Source organism: Sulfitobacter sp. 1A13421, from assembly GCF_043557285.1.
GTDB classification, from domain to species: Bacteria; Pseudomonadota; Alphaproteobacteria; order Rhodobacterales; family Rhodobacteraceae; genus Sulfitobacter; species Sulfitobacter faviae.
The window spans coordinates 86,345-109,634 of the sequence record NZ_JBIFFQ010000009.1 but is presented as its reverse complement, the minus strand read 5'-3'; the positions used below and the strand labels follow the sequence as shown (position 1 = coordinate 109,634).

General features: G+C 59.1%; 20 protein-coding genes and 2 pseudogenes. 5 read left to right on the top strand and 17 right to left on the bottom strand.

Annotated elements, in window-relative coordinates:
• Nucleotides 1–3: 3 nt before the first annotated feature.
• The 4 genes from ACGYLI_RS14980 to ACGYLI_RS14965 all read right to left on the bottom strand — a co-directional run bounded on the left by ACGYLI_RS14980 (nt 4) and on the right by ACGYLI_RS14965 (nt 4,883).
• Nucleotides 4–513: a murein L,D-transpeptidase family protein gene (locus ACGYLI_RS14980; protein WP_394419701.1), complete on the bottom strand. Its 510-nt coding sequence runs from the start codon at nt 511–513 to the stop codon at nt 4–6.
• Between the two features lie 66 nt (nt 514–579).
• Nucleotides 580–2,766, bottom strand: coding sequence for a heavy metal translocating P-type ATPase (locus ACGYLI_RS14975; RefSeq protein WP_394419714.1), 2,187 nt, complete (start codon nt 2,764–2,766; stop codon nt 580–582).
• Between the two features lie 716 nt (nt 2,767–3,482).
• Complete coding sequence (locus tag ACGYLI_RS14970; RefSeq protein ID WP_067264455.1) at nt 3,483–4,148, bottom strand: L,D-transpeptidase; 666 nt, start codon at nt 4,146–4,148, stop codon at nt 3,483–3,485.
• Nucleotides 4,149–4,553: 405 nt separating this feature from the next.
• Nucleotides 4,554–4,883, bottom strand: a complete 330-nt coding sequence (locus tag ACGYLI_RS14965) for a helix-turn-helix transcriptional regulator (RefSeq protein WP_236627323.1) — start codon at nt 4,881–4,883, stop codon at nt 4,554–4,556.
• 72 nt (nt 4,884–4,955) lie between these two features.
• Between ACGYLI_RS14965 and ACGYLI_RS14960 the strand changes: the two genes are divergently transcribed.
• Genes ACGYLI_RS14960 through ACGYLI_RS14950 form a run of 3 tightly spaced genes read left to right on the top strand, consistent with a single transcriptional unit; the run spans nt 4,956 to nt 7,552 of the window.
• Entirely contained in the window at nt 4,956–5,804 is an 849-nt protein-coding gene (locus ACGYLI_RS14960) for a cation transporter (protein WP_067264414.1), read from the top strand.
• Nucleotides 5,801–6,301, top strand: coding sequence for a signal peptidase II (gene lspA / locus ACGYLI_RS14955; RefSeq protein WP_035714444.1), 501 nt, complete (start codon nt 5,801–5,803; stop codon nt 6,299–6,301). Before ACGYLI_RS14960 ends, lspA begins: the two co-directional genes overlap by 4 nt.
• A 3-nt stretch (nt 6,302–6,304) precedes the next feature.
• Nucleotides 6,305–7,552 carry a cytochrome P450 gene (locus ACGYLI_RS14950; RefSeq protein WP_276153442.1) on the top strand — a complete coding sequence of 416 codons (1,248 nt, stop codon included), beginning with the start codon at nt 6,305–6,307 and terminating at the stop codon, nt 7,550–7,552.
• Here the strand turns inward: ACGYLI_RS14950 and ACGYLI_RS14945 are convergent.
• The 6 genes and pseudogenes from ACGYLI_RS14945 to ACGYLI_RS14920 form a co-directional block, all read right to left on the bottom strand.
• The gene (locus ACGYLI_RS14945) at nt 7,536–8,195 is read right to left on the bottom strand and encodes a cation diffusion facilitator family transporter (RefSeq protein ID WP_198039720.1); all 660 of its coding nucleotides are present in this window, start codon (nt 8,193–8,195) and stop codon (nt 7,536–7,538) included. The two genes, ACGYLI_RS14950 and ACGYLI_RS14945, sit on opposite strands and share 17 nt — an antisense overlap.
• Before the next feature lie 107 nt (nt 8,196–8,302).
• A complete protein-coding gene (locus ACGYLI_RS14940) occupies nt 8,303–8,869 on the bottom strand; it encodes a class I SAM-dependent methyltransferase (RefSeq protein WP_067264420.1) in 567 nt (188 codons plus the stop codon).
• A 54-nt stretch (nt 8,870–8,923) separates the two neighbouring features.
• On the bottom strand, nt 8,924–9,658 hold the full coding sequence (locus ACGYLI_RS14935) for a cytochrome c biogenesis CcdA family protein (RefSeq protein WP_009824512.1): 735 nt from the start codon (nt 9,656–9,658) through the stop codon (nt 8,924–8,926).
• Nucleotides 9,652–10,050 carry a hypothetical protein gene (locus ACGYLI_RS14930; RefSeq protein ID WP_394419713.1) on the bottom strand — a complete coding sequence of 133 codons (399 nt, stop codon included), beginning with the start codon at nt 10,048–10,050 and terminating at the stop codon, nt 9,652–9,654. The genes ACGYLI_RS14935 and ACGYLI_RS14930 overlap by 7 nt, the downstream gene beginning before the upstream one ends.
• Nucleotides 10,016–10,396, bottom strand: a pseudogene (locus ACGYLI_RS14925) (MerR family DNA-binding protein); the annotation flags it as partial. The gene ACGYLI_RS14930 and the pseudogene ACGYLI_RS14925, both read right to left, overlap by 35 nt.
• Nucleotides 10,397–10,484: 88 nt before the next feature.
• Entirely contained in the window at nt 10,485–13,037 is a 2,553-nt protein-coding gene (locus ACGYLI_RS14920; protein ID WP_394419700.1) for an NAD-dependent epimerase/dehydratase family protein, read from the bottom strand.
• A 487-nt stretch (nt 13,038–13,524) separates the two neighbouring features.
• Between ACGYLI_RS14920 and ACGYLI_RS14915 the strand changes: the two genes are divergently transcribed.
• Nucleotides 13,525–15,561, top strand: coding sequence for a protein-disulfide reductase DsbD family protein (locus tag ACGYLI_RS14915; protein ID WP_394419698.1), 2,037 nt, complete (start codon nt 13,525–13,527; stop codon nt 15,559–15,561).
• Nucleotides 15,562–15,563: 2 nt separating this feature from the next.
• Here the strand turns inward: ACGYLI_RS14915 and ACGYLI_RS14910 are convergent.
• From ACGYLI_RS14910 to ACGYLI_RS14895, 4 genes and pseudogenes are all read right to left on the bottom strand, one after another.
• Nucleotides 15,564–16,284 (bottom strand): annotated as a pseudogene (locus ACGYLI_RS14910) (MauE/DoxX family redox-associated membrane protein).
• A gap of 68 nt (nt 16,285–16,352) precedes the next feature.
• On the bottom strand, nt 16,353–17,168 hold the full coding sequence (locus tag ACGYLI_RS14905; RefSeq protein ID WP_394419696.1) for a DUF305 domain-containing protein: 816 nt from the start codon (nt 17,166–17,168) through the stop codon (nt 16,353–16,355).
• A gap of 254 nt (nt 17,169–17,422) precedes the next feature.
• Nucleotides 17,423–17,812, bottom strand: coding sequence for a Cu(I)-responsive transcriptional regulator (gene cueR, locus ACGYLI_RS14900; protein WP_009824489.1), 390 nt, complete (start codon nt 17,810–17,812; stop codon nt 17,423–17,425).
• Nucleotides 17,813–17,821: 9 nt separating this feature from the next.
• A complete protein-coding gene (locus ACGYLI_RS14895) occupies nt 17,822–20,332 on the bottom strand; it encodes a heavy metal translocating P-type ATPase (protein WP_067264436.1) in 2,511 nt (836 codons plus the stop codon).
• Nucleotides 20,333–20,469: 137 nt separating this feature from the next.
• Between ACGYLI_RS14895 and ACGYLI_RS14890 the strand changes: the two genes are divergently transcribed.
• Nucleotides 20,470–20,676, top strand: a complete 207-nt coding sequence (locus ACGYLI_RS14890) for a heavy-metal-associated domain-containing protein (RefSeq protein WP_005619165.1) — start codon at nt 20,470–20,472, stop codon at nt 20,674–20,676.
• A gap of 8 nt (nt 20,677–20,684) precedes the next feature.
• Here ACGYLI_RS14890 and ACGYLI_RS14885 read toward each other — a convergent pair whose 3' ends face one another.
• The 3 genes from ACGYLI_RS14885 to ACGYLI_RS14875 are packed head-to-tail and all read right to left on the bottom strand — an operon-like array spanning nt 20,685 to nt 23,283.
• On the bottom strand, nt 20,685–21,404 hold the full coding sequence (locus ACGYLI_RS14885; protein WP_005619167.1) for a DsbA family protein: 720 nt from the start codon (nt 21,402–21,404) through the stop codon (nt 20,685–20,687).
• Nucleotides 21,404–21,898, bottom strand: a complete 495-nt coding sequence (locus ACGYLI_RS14880; RefSeq protein ID WP_394419695.1) for a c-type cytochrome — start codon at nt 21,896–21,898, stop codon at nt 21,404–21,406. Before ACGYLI_RS14880 ends, ACGYLI_RS14885 begins: the two co-directional genes overlap by 1 nt.
• Nucleotides 21,895–23,283 carry a multicopper oxidase family protein gene (locus ACGYLI_RS14875; RefSeq protein WP_394419693.1) on the bottom strand — a complete coding sequence of 463 codons (1,389 nt, stop codon included), beginning with the start codon at nt 23,281–23,283 and terminating at the stop codon, nt 21,895–21,897. Before ACGYLI_RS14875 ends, ACGYLI_RS14880 begins: the two co-directional genes overlap by 4 nt.
• Nucleotides 23,284–23,290: the final 7 nt, after the last annotated feature.

Sequence of the window (23,290 nt, the reverse complement as noted above, 5' to 3'; positions counted from 1 at the left end):
CCATCAAGCATAAATGTCGATCGGTGTTCCATTTTTCACCATTGCGTAGATTTCCTCGATCTGACGGTCCGTTACGGCGATGCATCCTGCGGTCCAGTCACGCTTGTTCATCGGGTCGATCCCCTTGCGTGGCCCACCGTGAATAAAAATATCGCCACCCGGCGACTTTCCTTGGGACTCAGCAAAGGCAATATCCGCCGCTTTGGGATATGAGATGCCGATGGAGAGGTGGAAGAGGCTGTCCGGGTTGCGTCGGTCAATCACGTAGGTGCCTTCTGGCGTACGGCCGTCTCCCTCGAACTGTTTGTGACCCTGGGGCGCGAAGCCCAATCCGATGGGAAATGTACGCAAAACGCCAGCCTTCCCGTCAAGGACGAGCAACCGCTGTGCCTTGTACATGCGAAGACGGGTTACTTTGGGTCCGTTGTAGGTCCGGAACTTATCTGCACAGCCTGACAGGAAGGCAGCCAACCCACTTAGAATAAAGACCCGTCGTGGAAAATTGGTAGTCATTACTGCTTGATGCCCCTTTCGTGAGGTCTGATGTGTTTTAGGCATTACTTAACCGCAAATGCCGGATCAATGACCGTGCGCGAGTGCTCCCTTTGCCATATTCTCGCCCACCGGTTCACCGCCCGAAGGCCCGCCCTTGATCTGATAGCCGTTCAAAAGCCGCAGTGCATTGGCGACCACCAACAGGGATACGCCCACATCCGCAGCGATGGCGCCCCACATAGAGGCCATGCCGAACGCGGTCAGCCCGACGAACAGCGCTTTGGTCGCCAACGATATACCAATATTCTGGTGGATGATCGACATGGTCCGGCGTGAATGACCAATAAGCCAGGGCACCTTGCCGATATCGTCAGTCATCAGCGCAATGTCGGCCGTCTCGATGGCCGCGTCAGATCCGACAGCCCCCATGGCAATGGCATAATGCGCCCGCGCCATGGCCGGTGCGTCGTTCACGCCGTCACCAATCATCGCCACCATGTCGTGGATTTCCACCAGTTCTTCGATGGCCGTCACCTTATCTTCTGGCAAAAGTTCGGCGCGCACTTCGTCGATCCCAACTTCGGCCGCGACGGCACGCGCGGTGCGTTCGTTGTCGCCCGTCAACATCACGATCGTCTCCACACCCTGCGCATGCAACTTTTCAACGACCCCCTTAGCATCAGGGCGGATGCGGTCGCGCAGCTCTAGTATGCCGACCACGGCAGTCTCGTCACCCACTACAACTAAGGTGCTCCCTGCTCCTTCTATTCGATCTCTCAAATCTGTTGGAATGTGATTGCCAAACCCCTTCTCCTCAGCGAACCGATCCGAGCCGAGCCAGATTACACGCCCGTCGGCGCGCCCTTCCAGCCCGCGTCCAGGCACGGTGCGTGTATCCTCTGCAGCAGTTATGGAAACACCATCAGTTTGCGCGCGCGCGAGAATGGCCCGTGCCAGCGGGTGCGAAGACCGTGCCTCCAAACTCGCTGCCAGCGTTATGAGATCGCGCGCGGAGGCTTCGCCCAATGCGTGAACTGCTGCAACCTCGGGTTCGCCCATAGTGATCGTTCCCGTCTTATCCATCGCCAGCGCAGTGGTGCGACCTGGCGCCTCAACATAAGCGCCCCCCTTGATAAGCACCCCTGCTCGCGCCGACGCGGTCAGCGCTGCCACGATCGAAACTGGTGTTGAGATGACAAGGGCACAGGGGCAGGCGATTACCAGCAGCACCAACGCATTGTAGAACCAATAGTCCCAGGCACCGCCCAGGAGGAGCGGCGGCACCAGCGCAAGGGCGACCGCCAGCGCCATCACTATGGGGGTGTAGATGCGTGCAAACTTCGCGACCCATTGCTCGACCGGGGCGCGACGGGCATGGGCATCGCCGACCATGCGAATGATTTTCGCGAGCACCGTGTCCGAGGCGGCCTTCGTCGCGCGCACCGTCAGTGTGCCCTCACCATTGATTGTGCCGGCATAAACCTCGTCGCCGAGTTCCTTCGGAACCAGTGCGCTTTCGCCAGTGATCGGGGCCTGGTCGACAGCCCCGGCCCCCTCTAAGACCTCGCCATCAAGTGGGATGCGGTCGCCGCCGCGCACGATGAAGCGATCATCCACGGCAACTTCTGCCGCTGGAACATTCGCCTCGCTACCATCCGGCCGGATGATCCTGGCTGTCGGTGGTGCTAAATCCAGAAGGGCCGACACCGCATTGCGCGCCCGCCCCACACTCCAGCTCTCAAGGTAGAGCGACAGTGAAAAGAAAAACGCAACTGTCGCTGCCTCGAATAATTCGCCCAGCCCGATAGCACCCGCCACGGCCACCACCATCAATAGATTCATGTCAGGGCTAATTCTGCGTGCTGAAGACCAGGCCTTTGGTGCAACGAGCCAGACGCCAAAAAGGATTGCGACGGCAAACAGCCCGGCTTCCGCGATGGGCATCGGCGCCGTGCCATGCCCTGCAAACAGACCAAGCGCACCACCCATGCCCGTTTCGACGATATGGTAGAGAAATCCTGCCGCCCAAAACCCGCCGCTCAGCGTGGTAAAACCCTTTTGACGTGCCAAATGCGCTGCCTGATTTTCGGCCGCGTTGTCGGCATCCCACGGTTTCGCGCTCATGCCCGTGCTCGCGACCAACTCAGCGACCTCATCATCTGAAATCTTATCCCCAGTATCCAGAATCGTCATTCGTCCATTAATGACATCAAACGCCAGATGCTCTGTCCCGCCAACTGTTGGACCGACAGCCCTATTCAGGATCGCCACCTCTTCGGCACAATCCAGACCAGAGACCTGGAAACTTCGTCCGGTCGCGGGGATGGGTTGTGCTGGTTCCGTGTCGGCTCCAGCACCGCAGCACGTACCACCTTCTCCATGAGAGTGGGAAACTCCTTTCGGATGCTCTTGATAATCACTGTGCTCGCGATCGCGGTCAGATTTGTGTTTGTGGTCGCGGCGGTGGTCATGGATAGACATAGATTGACCCTAGGATTAGATTGATTCAACTCTGACATAGCCCCTACAGTTACTAGAGGTTCAATAGAAAAATTGCGTTTCTTTTTATGAACTCTTTTGAAGATGCCGCGCTCCGACCGCCCCAGAGTGGTTCTTGTGGACCTGTGCCCGGTATGCAAGATTGTTGGTGAAAACCAAATTAGGACAGGTCAGAGGACTGAATGCAAACACGACATATGATGATTGGAGCGGCCCTGCTGCTCGCAAGCGGATGTGCCGCACCAATGGCTAACTCCCGCGCGCCGGTAGACGCGGTTGGAAACCTTCCCGAACAAATCGTTAACCTAGCTGCACCTGGTCAGGACCTCACAACAGCTCAGCTTCGTTCCGAGGATGGATGCTACTGGTATGAGCACAGCGGTCCAGTAGAAACGACACTGGTGCCGCTCCGCTCAATAGGTGGCAACCCGATCTGCACCACGCGCTCGGCGTGACTAATTGACCAGTGCAGACTGGTTGGGCGTAGATCACGTTCGCGGGGTCACGCTTTCTTCTGCCGAATACAGGAACGCCGTCGAACCAGTTTTGACGTTCGGGTATAGATGGTTGATATGTGCCATGACCATGCGGACACACCCCGAACTCGCGCGCCCGCCGATGCTTCTTGGTTCGGGCGTCCCGTGAATGCGTAGATAGGTGTCTCGGTTGCCTTCAAAAAGGTAAAGCGCCCGCGAACCAAGAGGGTTTTCTGGGCCAGGGTCAACACCGTCGGCAACCGGGCCATAGAGCTCGGGATCGCGTGCGATCATGTTTTGGGTCGGCGTCCAGTTTGGCCATTCCACTTTTCGCTGGATCGTATACGTGCCGGGCTCGTACAGGTTACCACGGGCGATCGCCACACCGTAACGCATCGCAGTTCCCCCTTCTTCGATGTGATAGATGTAGCGCGCTACGGCATCGACGTGGACGTCTCCCGGAACAAGCCCGTCCTTAGCGTCCACCCGCTGGGGCAAAAAGCGCGGGTGCAGGCCCCACGGGTTTGACGTAGTTGGATCAAAAGCGGGAGGTGTGACCTGCGCGTCCCAGGCGGCCTTCTCCTCCTTGGTGGGCCGGGTGGCTGCCAGTAGCGGGCCAGCGATTGGAGTAGAAAACAGCGCACCGCTGGTCTGGAGAAAATGTCGTCTTGTCAGCATCATGCTTACTCCTTCAACGTTAGGTAGGCAAACTAAGCTTAAACAAGGCCACTCTGCCGTTCAGTAAGGAAAGCCTGAAGCAGTATGGCCTGTTTGACTCGAATGCCGTTCTTCGTCTGCGGCCCTAACTCCTAAAGCTACTGTAGGTTCAAGAGAAATATTGAGGTCGAACCGGGGCTTTCGTGTTCTTACTTAGACAAGAACAGACCAGTCCGCCAGCAATTCGGTCGTGGCCCGTCACCGCAGGACTATCCGGTATTCTGGGTGCGGGGCCGATGTTCGCCATTGGTTGAAAAAACCTTCGCGGTAACATCTCGACTGTGTCTCACGTCGAAAGAACTACATCTAAAGAACGACCAAACCGGAGCGATGTAACGACCTGGCCGAAGGCCACGACATCTTGAATCACGTCTCGCGATAGTTGTCACAAGCCTCAACCCCTTCTGCGACGACATCAAGAAGAGCATCTACATCGCTCAATAGCGTTGTGATACGTGAATTGCTGATACGGTAGCGAACAAACCGTCCATCTCGATCGCTGGCGACAAGCCCGCACTCCAGCAGGCATCGCAAATGATTGGAGATATTGGGCTGCGTTAGTCCCGTGTGCGCGACGAGCTCCTGAACGACGAACGGACTTTTTGCCAAGGCGTCCAGAATCGTCAAACGACTGGTATCTGCGAAGCCGCGAAGCAATTTCGCGCGCTGTTCAATAGTGGTGGTCTTGTCTTCCATAACGATTTGCGCCATATCATTTCTCGCTGATATATAGAATCTTCTATCCACTTTAGCAGGAAAGCCGCGATCATGGCCAACACAGACAACGAGATAGCAGATGCGCCATTGTTTCGATACCGGGTTTCCGGCATGGATTGCGCGAAGGATGCTGCACAGATCGAGCGGGCGGCACAGTCGGCCGGGGTAGCGCCCGGCGATGTGAAAGTGTCGGCCGCAACCCACATCATGACACTGGCTGCACCCGAAGGGCGCCTGCCGGACATCGAAAAGGCCGTTGCGGTGACTGGTTACAGCTTCGACCGGATCGAGGACAATGCAGACATTCCGCCAAATCCGGCCCATCAGGACCCGGCCTACCGCCGTGCCCTCTGGATCGTCGTGATCCTGAACGTGGGATACGGGGTCCTCGAAATGATCGGCGGTTTCATTTCCGGATCGCAGGCCGTGAAGGCCGATGCGCTCGATTTCATCGGCGATGGCGCGATCACCTTCCTCGGCCTGCTGGCCATCGGCTGGAGCCTCGCTTGGCGGGCACGGTCGGCTCTGATCCAAGGCATCTTCCTCGGGCTCCTCGGTCTTGGCGTCCTCGGCACAACCATCGTTCGGGTCTTCGAACAGACGACGCCGGATGCAGGTCTCATGGGCCTGCTCGGTATGATCGCCCTTGTCGTGAACGTCGTCTCCGTTCTGCCGCTGCTGCGATTCCGCAAGGGCGACGCGAACATGCGGGCTGTCTGGCTGTTCTCGCGCAACGACGCTATCGGCAATGCGGCGGTCGTCATCGCCGCCGGTCTCGTGGCGTGGCTGGGCAGCGCGTGGCCCGACCTTATCGTCGCCTTCGGTATCGCCGGACTGTTCCTGCACTCCGCTTGGGCCATCATCCGCGACGCGCGGGGCGATCTGAAGGCGACGGCATGAACGGTCGCGTTCTCGGTGGGCTCTGCGCAATCGCAGCGCTCGGTCTCGATCAGGGCACCAAGGCGCTCGCCCTGACCACACCGGCGCTCGAGAGCGGGGTCGAGGTTTTACCCTTTCTTAACCTCGTGCGGGTTCTGAACGATGGGGTCAGCTTCGGTATGCTCGGCGGGTTCGTACCGTGGTGGGGTCTCATCGCGCTTGCTGGCGTGATCGTGGCATGGCTATTGATCTGGTTATGGCGCGCGCCGGACAGGCTGACAGCTGCCGCTCTCGGTCTGATCATCGGCGGCGCACTCGGCAATATTCTTGACCGCGTACGCTATCAGGCCGTTCCTGACTTTCTCGACTTCCATTACGGATCATACCACTGGCCGTCCTTCAATCTCGCGGACGTAACGATTTTCTGCGGTGCGGCCCTGCTGTTCTGGGACAGCTTCCGCTCTGCGAAGGACAAGCCTGGTCAGAGTGAACGCAAGGAAAACACAACGGGGGTGTAACCCATGTTCGGCATACCATCTGCGAAAGGCTTTGACAGCACACTGGCCCTGCTGCGCAACCCATATGGGTTCATCTCGGAGACCTGCCGCGCACTCGACACAGACCTGTTCGAAACCCGCATCCTCCTTCAAGAGACGATCTGCATGACCGGCGCGGCGGCAGCGAAAGTTTTCTATTCCGAGGATAAACTGATCCGCGCGGGCTCGATGCCGGGCCGCATACAGAAGACCCTGCTGGGCGAAGGCGGCGTTCAGGGATTGGACGGCGCTGCCCACCAGCACCGCAAGAAGATGTTCATGTCACTCATGGGGACCGAGCGGATCGCCGCGCTTCAGGGCACGTCGCTTCACATGTTGGACAAATATGCGCCGGACTGGGAGGCGAGGAACGAGGTCGTCCTCTATGACGAAGTGCGCGAAATGCTCACAAGAGCTGTTTGCGCCTGGGCCAGGGTGCCGCTTGATGAAGCTGAGGTGGCGACCCGAACGGCGCAGCTTACAGCGCTTTTTCAGGACGCCGGTGCCATTGGCCCGAAACATTGGGCCGCGCGACTGGCGCGCCACCGCCTGGAAAAATGGGCAGCACGGATGATCCAACAGGTCCGCGATGGCGAGCTTCAGCCGACGCAGGAAAGCGCCCTTCATTTCATCGCGACATGGCGCGATCTCGACGGGGAGTTGTTGAACCCCAGGGTGGCCGCCGTAGAGTTGCTGAACGTCTTGCGTCCGACCGTGGCGGTGTCTGTATTCATCGTGCAGACGGCGCACGCCCTGTACAGGTACCCAGAATGGCAGGAGAAACTGCGGAACGACGAAGGACTGCTCGAACCCTTCGTTCAGGAGGTCCGCCGCCTCTATCCATTCTTTCCTGCGGTCGCGGCACGAGTCAAAAGTACTTTCGAGTGGCAAGGGTATCGCTTTCCCAAAGGACACCGGGTTCTGCTGGACCTCTATGGTACGAACACCGATCGGCGTTCATGGGATGCGCCACTTGAGTTTCGGCCCGAACGGTTTCGGGGCCGCGCCGAAAACCCCTACGACTTCATTCCACAGGGCGGCGGCAACCACTACACGAACCACCGCTGCCCGGGTGAATGGATCGCGATCAGTCAGATGAAGGCGTTTTGCAGGTATCTTGTGAACGACATCGACTACGATGTGCCGGATCAGGATTTGGAGCTTGACCCAGGAGAGCTGCCATCACTGCCCCAGAACCGGTTCATCATGCGCAACGTCAGGCGTCGGCAGTAGCTTCGGCCTCACCCGGCCCGACCGACCGCGCATCCTTCGTGGCCTCGAACGCCTCCCACGCAACGTAGGGCACGATCAGAAGCGCCGCGACCGGATCGGCCCACCACCAGCCCATCCATTGCGTCAGACCGATTCCGGCCAACACCACAATGGTCTGGTATTCGCAGATCATGGTATCCTTGGCATCGTATTTCAGGGCGGGTGAATCGAGCCGCTTGCCGTAGCGATACTTGCCCCAGGCCAATAGCGGATTGACCACTAAAGAGACAAACAGGATCGCGATCCCCCACCAATTGAAGCCCGGTGCCTCCTGCGAGATGAAGGCGGACACCGCCTCGTAGAGGATCGCGGCGACGACGATCCAGAAAGCACAGGCGACCACATAGAGCGCGACCTTCTTGCGATGCAGGACCGTGCGCTTGTCGCCACCGTCCTTCTCGGCCTTCAAGCGCCAGATCAGCGTCCCGGCTGAGGTGGCTTCGACCGTGCTGTCGAGGCCCCAACTCACTAGTGCGGCGCTGCCGGTCAGAAGTCCAACGGTGACGGATACGACGACCTCGATGAGGTTGTAGACAAGGCTGGCGATCTCGACGCGGATGCCGCGTGTCAGATTGGTTTGTCTATCATTTTTCTGCTTGCTCATGATGCGGTAACCCCTGATATATTCTATAAGTTCCCGCCGAGAGTTGGTTACCTTGTCATCAGTATCTCGCCATTTGGAAGCCGACATTGTTCTCCTTCTAAGCTGCCTCAATAAAGGCGAGCTTGCCCCTCATACATGAAAACAAAGGGTTTCGGACCTTTCGCGTAGCCGGTGTCGAGCCGCTCCATGCGGAAGCCGTTCTGCTCGACCAGAGTGTCTGTCTGGCGGTCAAGGTGACAGTTTCCGGCACAATGCTTCCAGGCAGGCGTGAGCCAGCGCTGCCAACGCTGGACACCGGGTTCGGGCGCTGTTCCATGCTCGACGAAGCGGAAGGCGCCATCCGGCTTGAGAACGCGCCGGATCTCGGCCAGCACCTTCTCCGGTTCCGACACGCTGCAGAGCGTCCAGGTGGCAACCACGCAGTCAACGCTGCGATTTTCCAGCGGCAATGCTTCGGCCACGCCCTCGATCATCTCCGTTGTCGGCGTCAAGCCCTGAGAAGCCTGCGCGGCCCGATGAAGGAGTTCCGGCGACGGGTCCACACCGACGATCTGATCCACGGCGTCGGGGTAGAGCGCGAGGTTCAGGCCCGAGCCGATCCCGATCTCCAGCACGCGGCCCTTCGCACCTGAGACCGCGCGCCTTCGGTAGGGAAGAAGCTGTTCCTGACCCATGGTGAGATGCGTGAGGCCAGGAAGTATATGTTTTTCGTAGAACCGCACGAGCTGTTACCCTATTCGTCCAAGAACCGGAAATGCATCGAGCATCCAGTATGACAGCGCGCTCAACTGTCCAGTCATCATCGCCAGTCCCATAAGGATCATCACGACGCCTGCAATCTGGTGGAGGCGGCGGCCAACCCGGCCGATGGCCCGCAACCGTCCCGCAATCTGATCGGTGAATCCGGCCACGATCAGAAACGGTATCCCGAGGCCTGCGGAATAGACGGCAAGCAGCATGACGCCTTCGCCCATCGTGGCGCTCGCCGCACTGGCTGTCAGGATTGCGCCGAGGATCGGGCCGATACACGGCGTCCAACCGAAACCGAAAGCAAGACCGAGGACATAGGACGCAGCGGGTTGGCCCCCGGGGATGTTGAGATTGAACCGGAAATCGCGTTCCATCACTGAAACACGCGCGGCCCCGATCATGAAAAGCCCGAAGACAATGATGATGCCGCCCCCAACGAGGTTGAGTTCATACCGCCACCGAAGAAGGGCCTGACCCAATGCTGTCGCGGATGCGCCAAGCCCCATGAAAATGGTGGAGAAGCCGAGGACAAAACACAGGCTCAGCCAGACCGCGCGCGACGGCGAGGCCGCAGCCGCCCCGCCTTCAGCGGCTGTGCGCCCGGCCACGTAAGAGACATATCCTGGCACAAGAGGCAGCACGCAGGGAGACAGAAACGATATCGTACCGGCCAAGAGCGCGGCGGTGAGCCCCAGAAGCGAGATATCTACCATGAACCACGTTCACCCCTGAATAGCTTGCGCAAGGGCACTCTTGTGGCAGCCCAATATGCCAGGGTCGGGACGATGATCCATTGCAGCAGGGGCGTGAGACCGGCGTCGATGACGGGGACCACCGGCATGATGTCGCGATAGGCCCAGGCCGCACGGATTACGATGTTCAGCCACTCGCTGAAGATCGTGTAAGAGACGCCCATGGCCACGGCCAAAAGCAGGACACGCCCTGCGCGTTCCGACGGCCATGCGTGCCCTCCAACAAGAAACAAGGCAAGCAAGAGCGTGCTCATGGCGATCAACAGGTCTCCGCCGGTGCAGTGCACGACCGCGAACACAATCTCTCCCCAGGTGCCTTCGACCCAGATCGTGTAGAGCGGGATATGTGCCATTTCCCAGATCAGGTGTCCGAACAACGAGATCACGAAGCGTCGCGCTAAGCGCCTGCAACTCCTCGATTTTTTGATCCACCCGCGCGAGGTGACTTTGGGCGATCGCCTTGACGTCGGCGCTGGACCGCTCGCGGTCCTCGTACAATGACAACAGCGTGCGACATTCCTCGATGCCGAAACCCAACGACCGCGCCCGGCCGAGAAACGCCAGCTTGTGCAGATCCTGAACAGCAAAATCGCGGTACCCGTTTTCACGCCGCGACGGTTGCACGAGTCCGATATCCTCGTAATACCGGATTGTTTTTGCGGGCAAACCGCTCTGTTCCGAAACATTTCCAATGTTCATAGCTGGCAACCCTCTCCTTAAAACACCAGATAGTCCTTCCACCTACTGGAAGGTCAAGGACGCTTGGCAATCTTTTTGTGACGCCCCTTCAAAAAATGAACCTGTCCCAACTCCCATAGTGTTCCTCGCTGCGCTTCCCACGCGACAGGCTGAGCGCGATGAGAGCGATCCCGGCGAGGATACCGACAAGGCTGCCTGCCACCGTGCCTCCGCCCAGGAACCAAGGCGCGACAATGAGCCAGAGGCCGAAGAGGATGTTAAGGAACCGCAACGGGCGCGCGACCTCGGCCCAGGCGATGACCGCAGTGGTCAGGACCAGTGCGCCCAGCAGGTGATCGCTGTTCGCCATGGCCGCTTCATTGCCAAAGATCGCGCGCGACAACATCAGGAAGACCCCGATCGCAGCACTCAGCCCGAGTGTCCATGGTACGGTGACGCCGCGTGCGCTTTGTCGAAAGATCTGCATCGGTCGCGCGTCGAAGCTCATTTCGCCCCCCGTTGTGCCACCGGGCAGAGCATCGCCCCTGAAGAACGCGCGCCAGAACGGTCTGCCCCGGCGCGTATTCCAGACCATGAACTGCACCATCGCGACGATTTCATCGAGCGAGAACGGGATCATGATCAGCATGGCCAGCGCCGCCATCAGGCAGATCGTGCAATAGGTGCCGATGGCAATCGGCTGAATGATGATGAAATAGATGCTGATCACGCCAAGCGGCCCGACAACGATGCCGAAAAGTGCGACCATCCAGGGCATCGTGCGCCAGCGCAGGCGGCTGCCCATCACGCCCATCATGATCTCAAACATATAACTCATTGCGCCAAGGCCGCCGTCGGCAATGGGCCAGGCTTTCGAGACATCGGAGGTGATGATGTATTCGGTGCCATTCAGCGCGACCGGCGATGAAAAGAACGGCTCCCACACGCCGTCTACATGGCCGAGCTGGTAGGCCGACAGGATGCGCGACAGGATGAAGCCCACGACACCGAGCGCGATGATCGGCAGGCGCTGGACATAGGTGGAGGGGCAGTAGGTCCAGCCGGGCGGGATATCGGTATCGTCCATCATCCCCTCGCGCGACATGCCCGGCATCATCGGGATCAGGATTGTCAGCGCGACCACCAGCGCGCCGATCAGCGTGTCGTTGGCATAGACGGCCGCGTCCGGCGTCCAGAACACCAGCGGCGCGGCCAGCAGCCAGACGCCGAGCGCGGCATTCACCCATTGCGCCCAGCCGTTACCATGGCGCAGCGACAGGGCGGCAAAGACCATGATGGCAAGTCCGGTGAAGACATTGTTCCACGCGGTCAGCCAACTGCGTGTAGCGGCGGACCACAGCCCGCGATCCTCCGTCACCTGCTGGACCGCCGAGCTGAATTCGGTCTGATCGAAGGTGCCGAAAACCGATGGCGCGGTGGCCAACCACAGGCCGAGCGCCATGACCAGCCAATGCACCCAGAGCATAGAAAAATGCATCTGCCGCATGTGTTGATCATGCTCGCGCCGATCCGCGTTCGCCTCGGCCTCCGTCGGTGCATGCTCTGCAGCCTCTTCCGCCACGGCGTTTTCGACCTTGGCCGCCGAGACCCGTGCGGCGTTCAGCCCGTTCGCTTCGTACCATTCGTAGGGATCGTCCTTCAGGCGCTGAAGGATGCCCGGCATGTCGTCGCGCAGACTGTGTTCAGGCGTCCAGTCCAAGTGCTTTTTCGCCGCCGAAAGGTCTAGCTCGTAGTGATCGCTGGAAATATCGACCATCCATGCCCTGATGAAGGCATCCTCCTCAAATACCTTGTTTTCCGTCCAGGCGCCGAGCTTGGCCAGTTGGGACGGCACGTTCCAGGTGATCCAGTCCTCGCCATGCAGCTCGCGCCCGATCAGGCGCTGCAACTCGCCGAAGGGTATCGGGTCGGCCTCGCCCAGTAGCACCGGAAAAACGTCCGGCAGCTTGACGCGCCGATCAACGATACGTTCCACCGCGTCTAGAAAATCGTCGAGATGCAGGAACGCCTGCCCGCGCGACAGATCGCCAGGATAAACCTTGCCGCTGAATCGTCGTTCGTGAATGCGGGCGATCTGGTGGGTCAGAAAAGTCGACTGCCCGTTGTCATCGTAGATACCGGCGGGGCGCATCAGCACGAGTTTCTCGTCGCCCCTTACCTCGCGCAGTACCTTCTCCGTGCGCACCTTCGATGCGCGGTAAGGAAACCTAGGATCGAGAGGATGATCCTCGTCTATCGGCTCCCCCGGCTCGGTCGGCGCATGGGCAAGCATGGTGGAAGCGAAGACGAACTGTTCAAGCTCAAACCCCTGAAGACCCTTCAGCAGCCGTTTCGAGCCTTCGACTGTAACGGCATCATACGCCGGATCATCCTCGCCGCTGAGATCGAAATAGCCCGCAAGGTGAATGCAGGCGGAAATCCTGTCGCCGTAAGCCAGCCGCACACGATCAAGCGCGGTATCGACACTTGCCTGATCGGTGATGTCGAAACAGACGCACTCGGCCTGATGCGGCGGATGGGGCGGCGAATACCGGTCAAGTCCGACGACGCGGTAGGACCCGTGCAGCCGTCGCACCACCGCGGCCCCGAGATACCCGCTCGACCCGGTAACTATAACGACCGGCTTGCTTTCATCTGCCATGGCGACGCTCCGGCCTTCCGCTACGTACGCAGGTATTTCACCAGCGCAATAACTGCGAGAATCAGCACCACGATGACAAGGAGCCAGACAAGTCCCATTCCAATCATCATACCGCCGCCCATCATTCCACCATCCATCATGATCTTCTTCCTTCTCTCAATTGCTAAGCGTTCAACTAAGTCATCCGCATTTGGTTTCAATTTCCAGCGCTGGAAGGTTGGAGGCCGCGGTTGCGATTGAAATGTTTAATGAAGAAAAAAGCTTCTATTGGCCTTCCTGCTACGAACGCGGACTTCGTCGCGTTATTCTCGCAGCGGGATGGCTTCACAAACGACATTGTATCCGTTTGTAAAGTTGACCAACCGGGAGATGCAGCCATAGAGGTGCTTCGGATTTCGATCTCGGGACAAGGGTGGAAGCGAGCCAAAAGATGATGCGAACCACGTTGCGCCTATTCTTCCTTCTCATGGCTTGCCTTTGGGCCTCCATGGGCTTTGCTGCATCGAGCGATACCTACGAGAATTCAACAATCACGGCCCGGCTCATCTCCGTTGAAAATGGGGTCGCGGAAACCTCCAGAACCCTTTCCCTTGGCCTGGATGTCGAGCTGGCCGAGGGCTGGAAAGCCTATTGGCGTTCGCCCGGCGAGGTGGGTCTGCCGCCTGAAATTTCATGGGATGGATCGGAAAATCTGGTCAGCGCACAGATGCTCTGGCCCGCGCCTGAGCGCTTCACGGCATTCGGCATCGAGAATTTTGGCTACAAGACCCGTGTCGTCCTGCCCATTCAGGCAGTTCTCGAAACTGCGGGCCAGTCCGCAACATTGCAGGCGCGTGTTTCATTGCTGGCGTGCTCGACTGTCTGTGTGCCGCATGATTTCGATCTCGCACTGACAATTCCGGCGGGCACCGGGATTGACGCGAAGGCGGCGGGCCTGATTTCGGAGTATGCCCAGCGGGTGCCGCTTGGTCCCGAAGAGAGCGACATCATTGTCGAAACGGCGGTGATCGCGGATGATGCGCTTTATGTGACGGCGCGCAGTGCGAATGCCTTTGTGAAGCCGGATATCTTTCCGGAACTGGGGCCGGAATTCACCTTTGGCAAACCGGACATCCGAACCGATGATGCGGGAACAGCCCTTTGGGCCAAGCTGCCTCTTCTCGCGCAAGGGGAGGATCCGCCGCCCCTGCAACTGACTTTGACCGATGGATCACGCGCGGTGACAGCGCAGCCCGCTTGGTCAGACCGCATCCCGGGTGCACCATTCGAGGTTATGGCGAACCTGCCGGATCTGACGCAAATCCTGGCGATTGCGGCCTTTGCCTTTCTTGGCGGTCTGATCCTGAATGTCATGCCCTGTGTTCTGCCTGTCCTGTCCATCAAGCTGACATCGGTTCTCAATCATGGAAACAAGCCAGCGCACGAGGTCCGGAATGGGTTCCTGATGTCGGCGCTTGGCGTTCTGGTGTTCATGTGGGCCCTCGCCGCAATCATTCTGGTTCTGCAATCCGTCGGCGTCACCGTTGGGTGGGGCCTGCAATTCCAAAGCCCTGTTTTCCTGACCGTCATGTTTCTGGTGCTTGCCGTGTTCTCTGCCAATCTGTTCGGGGTGTTCGAAGTTTCATTGCCCTCCGGGTTGCAGTCACGGCTGGCCAGATCAAGCGGTCGCGACGGGTATGGCGGAGATTTTGCAACAGGCGCCTTCGCGGCGGTGCTGGCCACGCCCTGCTCGGCCCCGTTTTTGGGGACAGCGGTTGCCTTTGCCCTGTCCGGGCGCCCGATTGATGTCATTCTCGTTTTCACGGCTCTGGGGCTTGGGCTCTCCCTGCCCTATCTGGTTCTGGCGGAGAAGCCTGGTCTGGTCCGGTTGTTGCCCAGGCCGGGACGTTGGATGGTTGTCGTCAAATGGGTGCTTGCCGGTCTTCTGGCCGGGACCGCGATCTGGCTGCTCTGGGTACTGATAGGGGTGGCGGGTGGCCGGGTGGCCATGACCGTGCTGCTTATGACGAGCCTTTTCATTCTTCTCGCAACAATACGTTTGCCGGGCAGATTGACGCGCCCGACAGCGCTGGTGGTGGTTGCTGTTCTCAGCCTTCTGGTGCCGACGGCGCTGACAATCCCGCCGCAGACGAGAGCGGTGGGCCAGGACTGGGTCGCGTTCGATCGCTCCGAGATACCGAAACTGGTGTCGCAGGGAAAAACCGTCTTTGTCGACGTGACCGCAGACTGGTGCCTGACGTGCAAGGCCAACAAGACGCTGGTGCTGGACCGTGCGCCCGTGGTCGACCAACTGCGGGGTGATAATGTCGTTGCGATGCGGGCAGACTGGACTAGGCCCAACACTGACATTTCCCGGTATCTGGAAAGCCACAACAGGTTTGGCATCCCGTTCAACATCGTCTACGGGCCAAACGCGCCAGACGGGATCATCCTGTCCGAGGTTCTGACGTCCGAAGCCGTTCTCGACGCGCTGAGCAGGGCCGCACTTGGCGACCCTGTGACCGCTTTGAAAACGGATGGTTAGGCCTAAAAGAGGCCCATCGCACGCGCCGACATCCAGACGCCCATGAATATCATCATCAGGTTTTCGGTCAGGGACACGAAACCCAGCGGCACGTTTGAACCGCCGCCCACGCAGGCGCACTTGATCTCGCGCTTATCGATGTAGACGGCCTTGAAAACTGAAGCCGCTCCGACCGTACCGATGAACAGTGCAACAGGCGCGCTGATCCAGACCAAGGCACCGGCGACCATGAGAATACCGGCAAGTGCTTCGCCGAAGGGATAGACATAGCCATAGCGCACCCATTTCTGGGCAAGCAGATCGTAGTTCAGAAACATCGTGGAAAACGTCTCGACGTCCTGCAGTTTTTGAACAGCAAGAAAGCTCATCGAGATCGCGATGAACCACTCGAATGCCCGCAGCGTCAGGATCGAACCGTAAAACGCCCAACTGAGACCAAGCGCCATAAGGAATGCGACCGCGAATATCGCAATGACGGGTTGATAAGTCGTCTCGTCGTCATCCTTTACGTCCTGGCCGAAAAATTCCCTCAGCGCGTCATAGCCACCAATTCTTTCATTGCCGATAAAGGTCTGCGGAGTCGTTTCGACACCGTGTTCTTCCATGAAAGCATCCGTTTCCTCGCGGGTGTTCAGAGGCCGGTCCTCAATCGAATACCCCTCCCGCTCAAGCAGGTCCTTCGATTTTCAGCCCATAGGGACAAACATGCTCCTCCATCACCATTCGGTACAAAACCGCCGTCTTCGGGGTGGATTTTGCCTCTCTCGTCATGACGCGTTCCTTTAAATCCTTTAACCGTTGCAGGTCCAATACCCGGTAAATCCGACAGTCAGAGGCGTCTCTCTCGTCAATTCAAACAGCAGGGTGGCGTCTTCACCGTCCGCGTCACCCGGCGCCAGCGTGAATTGGCCACCATCGGCAGACAGGACGCCACCGGACGTCACTGTGTCTTGCGACGTGAAGTTGACCAGCGATCCGGATATCTTGGCGACGCCGTTCCCCGCCCCGTCCGTGACCAGAATGGGATCGGCGTTCACGGCGCGAATGAAACGGCATTGTCCGTCGGACCCCAGTGCGCGTGTTATTTCTTCGGCTTTGAGCGGTGCAGGACGGATTCCGGCAATCACCGGGGTTGCAATCGCTTCTTGAAGCCCCTCCATTTCAGCCGGACCGTCCGCTTCACCAAGTGGCCATTCAGGACCGGCTTCGCCATTTGCCTCAATGTCATCTATGAGGAAACGCATTTCGGAAATTTCGCGATTTTGCGCCGTCACGATTTCCGAAGCCAGAGCCTTGACCCGTGGATCTGTCAGCTCGGCCCGTTCGCTTGTCATGATCGCGATGGAGTGGTGCGGGATCATCGCGCTCATCCAGCTTTCGTCCTGAATGGTCTCCTGGCTTCTCACGAGCCAGAGCGCGCCGGCAAACATCACGACAGACCCGAGAAAGATCGCGGCGTTGACGCCCTTGTTCTTGTACATGTTCAACATGAAAAGGAGCATCACGGTCGCAATCGTCGCGCCCATGATGAACGTCATGTAAAATCGGGTTTCGCTCCAGTAGACATGTTCGAAGGAGTACGAGTTGATGTACATCAGGCCGAACATGATCGCTGTCGACGTGCCAACCATCGCCAGAAACCGGCCATAGGATGAACCTGAATGGCCCCCGAATGTGCTGCATCTTCACTTGAACGGGCGTGGGACCCGCCGCTAGATTTCCCGGTCGTATCTTCAGACATTTGATCCCTCCACCTTGGCTTGAATTGCTGAAGAAACAACATTCCAGCGGGGGAGGGCTCCAACAAACTCCAACGCTACGGTGCGAAAATCCGAAGAATGTCGGCCCCAAGCATCATGCGCTACGGCTCTTTGGCCAGATCTTTCAGAATCGGACAATCCGGGCGGTGATCGCCATGGCAGGCGTCAACGAGGTGTGACAGCGTATCGTGCATCGACCTGAGCTGGGCAATCTTTTCGTCAATGGCCGCCAGGTGTTCTTGTGCGACCGCTTTTACTTGTGCGCTTTCCCGTGTCTCATCCTCATAGAGATCAAGCAGCGTGCGGCAGTCTTCTATCGAGAACCCCAAGGTCCGGGCGCGGCCCAGGAATGCGAGCTTGTGGATGTCGCTGTCGCGAAAGGCGCGATATCCGTTATCGCTGCGCAAAGGCCGGACAAGGCCGATGTCTTCGTAGTAGCGGATTGTCTTCGCTGGCAAACCCGCGCGTTCTGATACTTCTCCGATGTTCACACCTGTCTCCTATTCTGCGGGCTGCGTTGCGAATTTCGTCGCCGCGTCGTGGGGCGGATCCTGTTCCGACATCGTCGCCTTGATCCGTCGCAGCCGCAGCGCGTTGGTCAGAACCGACACGGAGGACAGCGCCATGGCCCCGGCGGCAAACACCGGCGACAGGAGCAATCCAAAGGCTGGATAAAGCGCGCCCGCCGCCACAGGGATCAGCGCGACGTTATAGCCAAAGGCCCAGATGAGGTTCTGCCGGATGTTGCGCATGGTCTTGCGCGACACGTCTATTGCATTCACCACGCCGCGCAGATCCCCCGACATCAGCACCACGTCGGCGCTTTCGATTGCGACATCCGTGCCGGTTCCGATGGCGATGCCGACATCGGCATGGGCCAGTGCTGGCGCGTCGTTGATGCCGTCCCCGACAAAGGCGATCTTGCTGTTCCCTTGCCGCAATTCGTCCAGGGCGGCGACTTTTCCATCCGGTAATACCCCTGCAATGACGTGGTCGATCCCGACCTCGCGGGCTATGGCATCTGCTGTGGCCTTCTTGTCTCCGGTGATCATCGCGACCTTGATCCCTCGATCATGCAGAGCTGCGATCACTTCGGCGCTGGAGGATTTGACCGGGTCTGCCACGGCAATCACAGCCGCCAGGGTTCCATCCACCGCAGCATAAAGCGCGGTGCGTCCCTTTTCGGCCAACGCCCTTTCGCGGTCTTCCAGCGGGCTGGTGTCAATGCCCTGCTGCACCATGAAGCGATCCGCACCGACATGAACCTTGCGGCCCTGGACAAGCGCCTCGACACCGTAGCCGGTCACGGACCGGAATTCCGTCGCATCGGGCCAGGACAGGCCTTCGCTCTTTGCGGACTGCACGATGGCCTCTGCCACCGGGTGCTCAGACTGCGCCTCGACAGATGCGATGAGGGCGAGTATCTCTGCCCGGTCAAAGCCGTCGGCCGTGATGAGGTCTGTCAAACTGGGTTGCCCTTGGGTGACCGTCCCGGTCTTGTCGAGCGCAACGAGGCCGACGTCGTCCAGATGTTGCAGCGCATCTCCCTTGCGGAAGAACACCCCCATCTCGGCAGCGCGTCCTGTCCCCACCATGATCGAGGTGGGCGTGGCCAACCCCATGGCGCAGGGGCACGCAATGATCAGAACGGAGACACCCGCCACAAGCGCAAAGGTCAGAGCCGGATCGGGACCGACCAGCAGCCAGACAACCACAGTCGCAAGCGCCAGAACCAGAACGGCAGGCACGAACCACATGGTCACGCGATCCACTAGGCCTTGGATCGGCAGCTTGGCCCCCTGAGCATCTTCGACCATGCGGATAATCTGCGCCAGCGTGGTATCCGCCCCGACCCGCGTCGCCGTTATGGTCAGGCTCCCGGTGCCGTTCACCGTGCCGCCGGTCACCGGTTCGCCAGCAGCCTTTGGCACGGCGAGGGGTTCACCGGTGATCATGCTTTCATCGACGTTGCTTGATCCTTCTGTGACCTCGCCATCGACAGGCAGCCTTTCACCGGGACGCACGAGGATCTGATCGCCGATCCGAAGTTCCTTGATGTCAACCTCGGTCGCCTGCCCCTCGCGCAGGACCCTGGCTGTCTTTGCCTGCAGACCAAGAAGGGCCTGAATGGCTGCACCGGTCTTGCCCTTGGCCCGCGCTTCAAGCCAGCGACCCAACAAGATCAGAACGACAATAACCGCCGCTGCTTCGAAATAGACGGCGCGCACACCGTCAGGCAGCACCTGTGGCAGGAAGGTCGCGACTACGGAATAAGTCCACGCCGCCCCGGTTCCCAGCGCGACAAGGCTGTTCATATCCGGAGCACGCTTGATCAACGCCGGAATGCCCTTCGCAAAGAACCTCCAACCCGGTCCGAACAGAACCACCGTGGCAAGCGCGAATTGGATCAGCCACGACGTTTGAATGCCGATTGTGCTCTCAATCAGGCCCTCAAAGCCGGGTATGGTGTGTTTTCCCATTTCCAGAACGAACACCGGAACGGTCAGGATCGCGGCAAGGATGACACGGCGCGCAAGCGCGTCGGCTTCTTCTGCCTTGCGGTCCGATCGGTCCTCGTGCGCATCGCTCTGCGCAATCTCGGCCGGGTATCCCGCCTCCGTACTGATCCGGGCAATCTCTTCCGGGGTGATGGCATCTGAAAGATACTCTACCACAGCCGTTTCGGTTGCTAGATTGACCGCCGCATTCAATAGGCCGGGTGTCCGTACAAGCGCCTGTTCAACCCGACCGACACAGGACGCGCAGGACATGGCGTCTACGTTCAGCGTGACGCGCGCCGTGCTTGCCGGGTAGCCGGCCTGCGACAGTGCCGCAACCGCTGCGCCCGTCGTGGCTGCATCATCCGTCTGAAACTGTGCCGTTTCACTCACCAGATTGACACTGACGTTCGAAAGGCCTGGAACCTCGCCGAGAGCCTTTTCAACCCTGCCCACACAGGACGCGCAGCTCATGCCGGAAACGGACAGACGTATCGTATTGGGGTCGGTCATGAGAGACTCCTCGGTTGAACTTACCCTGATATAGGGCTTCCAGTTGCTGGAAGCTCAAGAGAGTATCTCATTTATTTTTCTGATATTTGCTTGACCTTCCTCCCGATGGAACGACCAAGTCTGAGGTTGTACCAAAAATGGAGGCCTTCATGATTTTTTCCGTCCCGAAAATGAGCTGTGGACACTGTACATCCGCTATCGAAAGCGGCATCAAGGCAAAGGATCCATCAGCCGTTGTCACGTCCGATCTGGACCTTCGCCTTGTCACTGTCCAAAGCACATTGGAACAGGCCGCTGTGCGGCAAGCCATCGTTGACGCTGGCTACGACGCTTCAGCCGCGTAAGCTTGTCCTTATTCGGCGGCCCGTGCCTGATCGACAAGCTCGATCATCTGGTCCGCCTGGATCAGGCCCGGCGCAAGACTGTCGCCGATCACAAATGAAGGTGTGCCACTGAACCCCAGAGATTGCGCAAGCCGCATGGAAGTCTGTATGTGTTCTTCTATTTCCGGTCCGTTCATGTCGCGACGCAACTGTGCAACATCGAGGCCGATGTCTTCCGCAGTGCGGAGAATCGATGCTTCCTCTGCGCGTTCCTTCAGTTGCATCATGGCCCAATGAAACTCTTCATATTTGCCCTGGTTTCGGGACGCCAGCGCCGCGCGGGCGGCAAAAACCGACCCGTCCCCCAGAATGGGCCATTCCCGGTAAACGACCCTGACGTTGGGATCAGCGGCAAGCAATGCCTCCATTTCAGGTTTAACCCGGCGGCAATAGGGGCAGTTGTAGTCGAAGAATTCGACAACCGTGACATCGCCATCCGGATTGCCCAGAACGGGCGCATTGGGATCATTTTCAAGCGTGGCTTTTTCCGTATCGAGAACCTGCGCTGCGGCTTGCGCCTGCAACGCCTGCTGTTGCTGTTCGAACAACTGCGCGGCCTCGAACACGATGCCCGGATTCTCGCGGATGGCTTCCAGCACCAGTTCCTTGATCCGGTCTTCGTCCATGCCGTCTGCCGTCGCAGCGATGGGAAGCATTAACAGTGCGGTGGTAGCCAAGAATCTTTTCATTATCCGTCTCCTTGTGAGGCAATATCCTGGGCCGTGCGCTCGGCTTGCGTGGCGCGTTCACGCTCCGGCCATGTTGACTTGATGTATGCGAGGATGTCCCAGATTTCCCCGTCGCTCAGTTGGTCGCCGAAACCGGGCATGCCGCTGTTGAAGTCAACGCCTTGCGCCGCGAGAACCTCGGCGCCCCCCAGCTTGGTGTAGGCGAACAGCATGCTGTCCGCGTGGTGCCAAGTGTGGCCGCTTGCATCATGCGGCGGTGCGGGCAGGCTTCCGTCATCACGCGGACTGCGCCAGTTTTCTTCACCTTCCAGATTTGCGCCATGGCACGCGGCGCAATTTTCGGCATAGAGGACTTCGCCCGCGGCCACATCGGCTGAGGAGTTGATGAGGTTTTCCGCCGTATGGTCGGTTCCGCCGGACCGGGCCCACAGGAATATGGTAGCCACCGCAACGGTAACTACGCCCAACGCAAGATAGACGGATCGCGGGGTCATCCAACGACGATCTTGGTCATCATGCCCGAAGCCGCATGCGACAGCATGTGGCAATGTAGCAGCCATTGGCCCGGGTTGTCCGCCACAAAGGCAATCTCGCGCGTCTGACCCCGTTCAAGAAGGGTCGTGTCACGCAGCGGTCCGAGGGTGCCGTTTTCGGCGACCTCGTGGAAGTGAATGCCATGCAGGTGCATCGCGTGCGGAAACGCCGTGTCGTTCACCATCTTCAATCGTACATTCTGGCCGCGGTCCAGCCGCGCAAGGGGATCACCGTTGATCCCGTCCACTTTGCCGTTGAACGACCAGAAATACCCGGCCTCGACGATCTCGCCGATCGGCTTGAGTTCGCCCCCAAGGGAAGCGGACCTCATCCGCCCCATAGCACCGCCTTCCATACTCAGGCTGAGCATCGTGGCTTCACTCAAGTCGACCATCCTGTGGACGTTCGGCGGCAAGGCCAAAGGCGCGTCTCGACGATTTTTCGAGCCCCACTCAACGACCTCGAATGTAACCTGGCTGAAGGCCTCTTCCCGGCCGAACTGAAGAATATGAGCCGTTTCACCAACATCCGCGACCACATCGACGATCAGGTCGATCCGTTGAGCCGGAGCGAGGATCATCGGCTCCGTCACCTTAATGGGTGCAGCCAGGGGCATGCCGTCCAAAGCAACCGCCCAACCGTCAAGGCCTTCCAGCCCCAGTTGGAAATTGCGCGCATTGGCAGCATTGATCAGCCGCAAGCGCAGTCTTTCGTTCTTGCGTGCACTCAGGCCCAGATTGAAGGTTCCATTGGTCGTCAGCAGGTTGCCGATGCGCCCTGCGTGGCTGAGATCATGAGGCGCTCCGAAGTCGTCTTTGATCTGCGCGGTTTCGGGGTCAATAAGCCAATCATCCAGGATCAGGACTTCCTCGCGATCAATGTCGAGAGGCTCGGCCTCTTCCACGATCAGTGCACCGTAAAGCCCTCTGCCCACCTGCTCAAACGACCTATTATGGGCATGGTACCAATAGGTCCCGGCATCCGGGACAGTAAAGTCATAGTCGAATGTTTCCTCCGGCTGGACCACATCCTGTGTCAGGCCGGAAACGCCATCCATCGCATTGTCGATGCGGATGCCGTGCCAATGCGTCGACGTTCCCTGAGAAAACCGGTTGACCAATCTGCGCTGGACACGCCCCCCCTGCGCCACGCGAATCTCCGGACCGGGTGAGCCGCCGTCAAAGCACCAAAGCGATGTCTTGCCATAGTTGCCGGGCAGCAGCTGCACGTCGCTTTGCTGGGCTGTCAGGGTCGCGAATGGCGTGCCCGCAAATCCAGTGCTGGCCGACAGACCACTGAACGCAGCAGATGTTGCCAGAAATTGGCGGCGATTGAGCGTGATCATTCGTGGG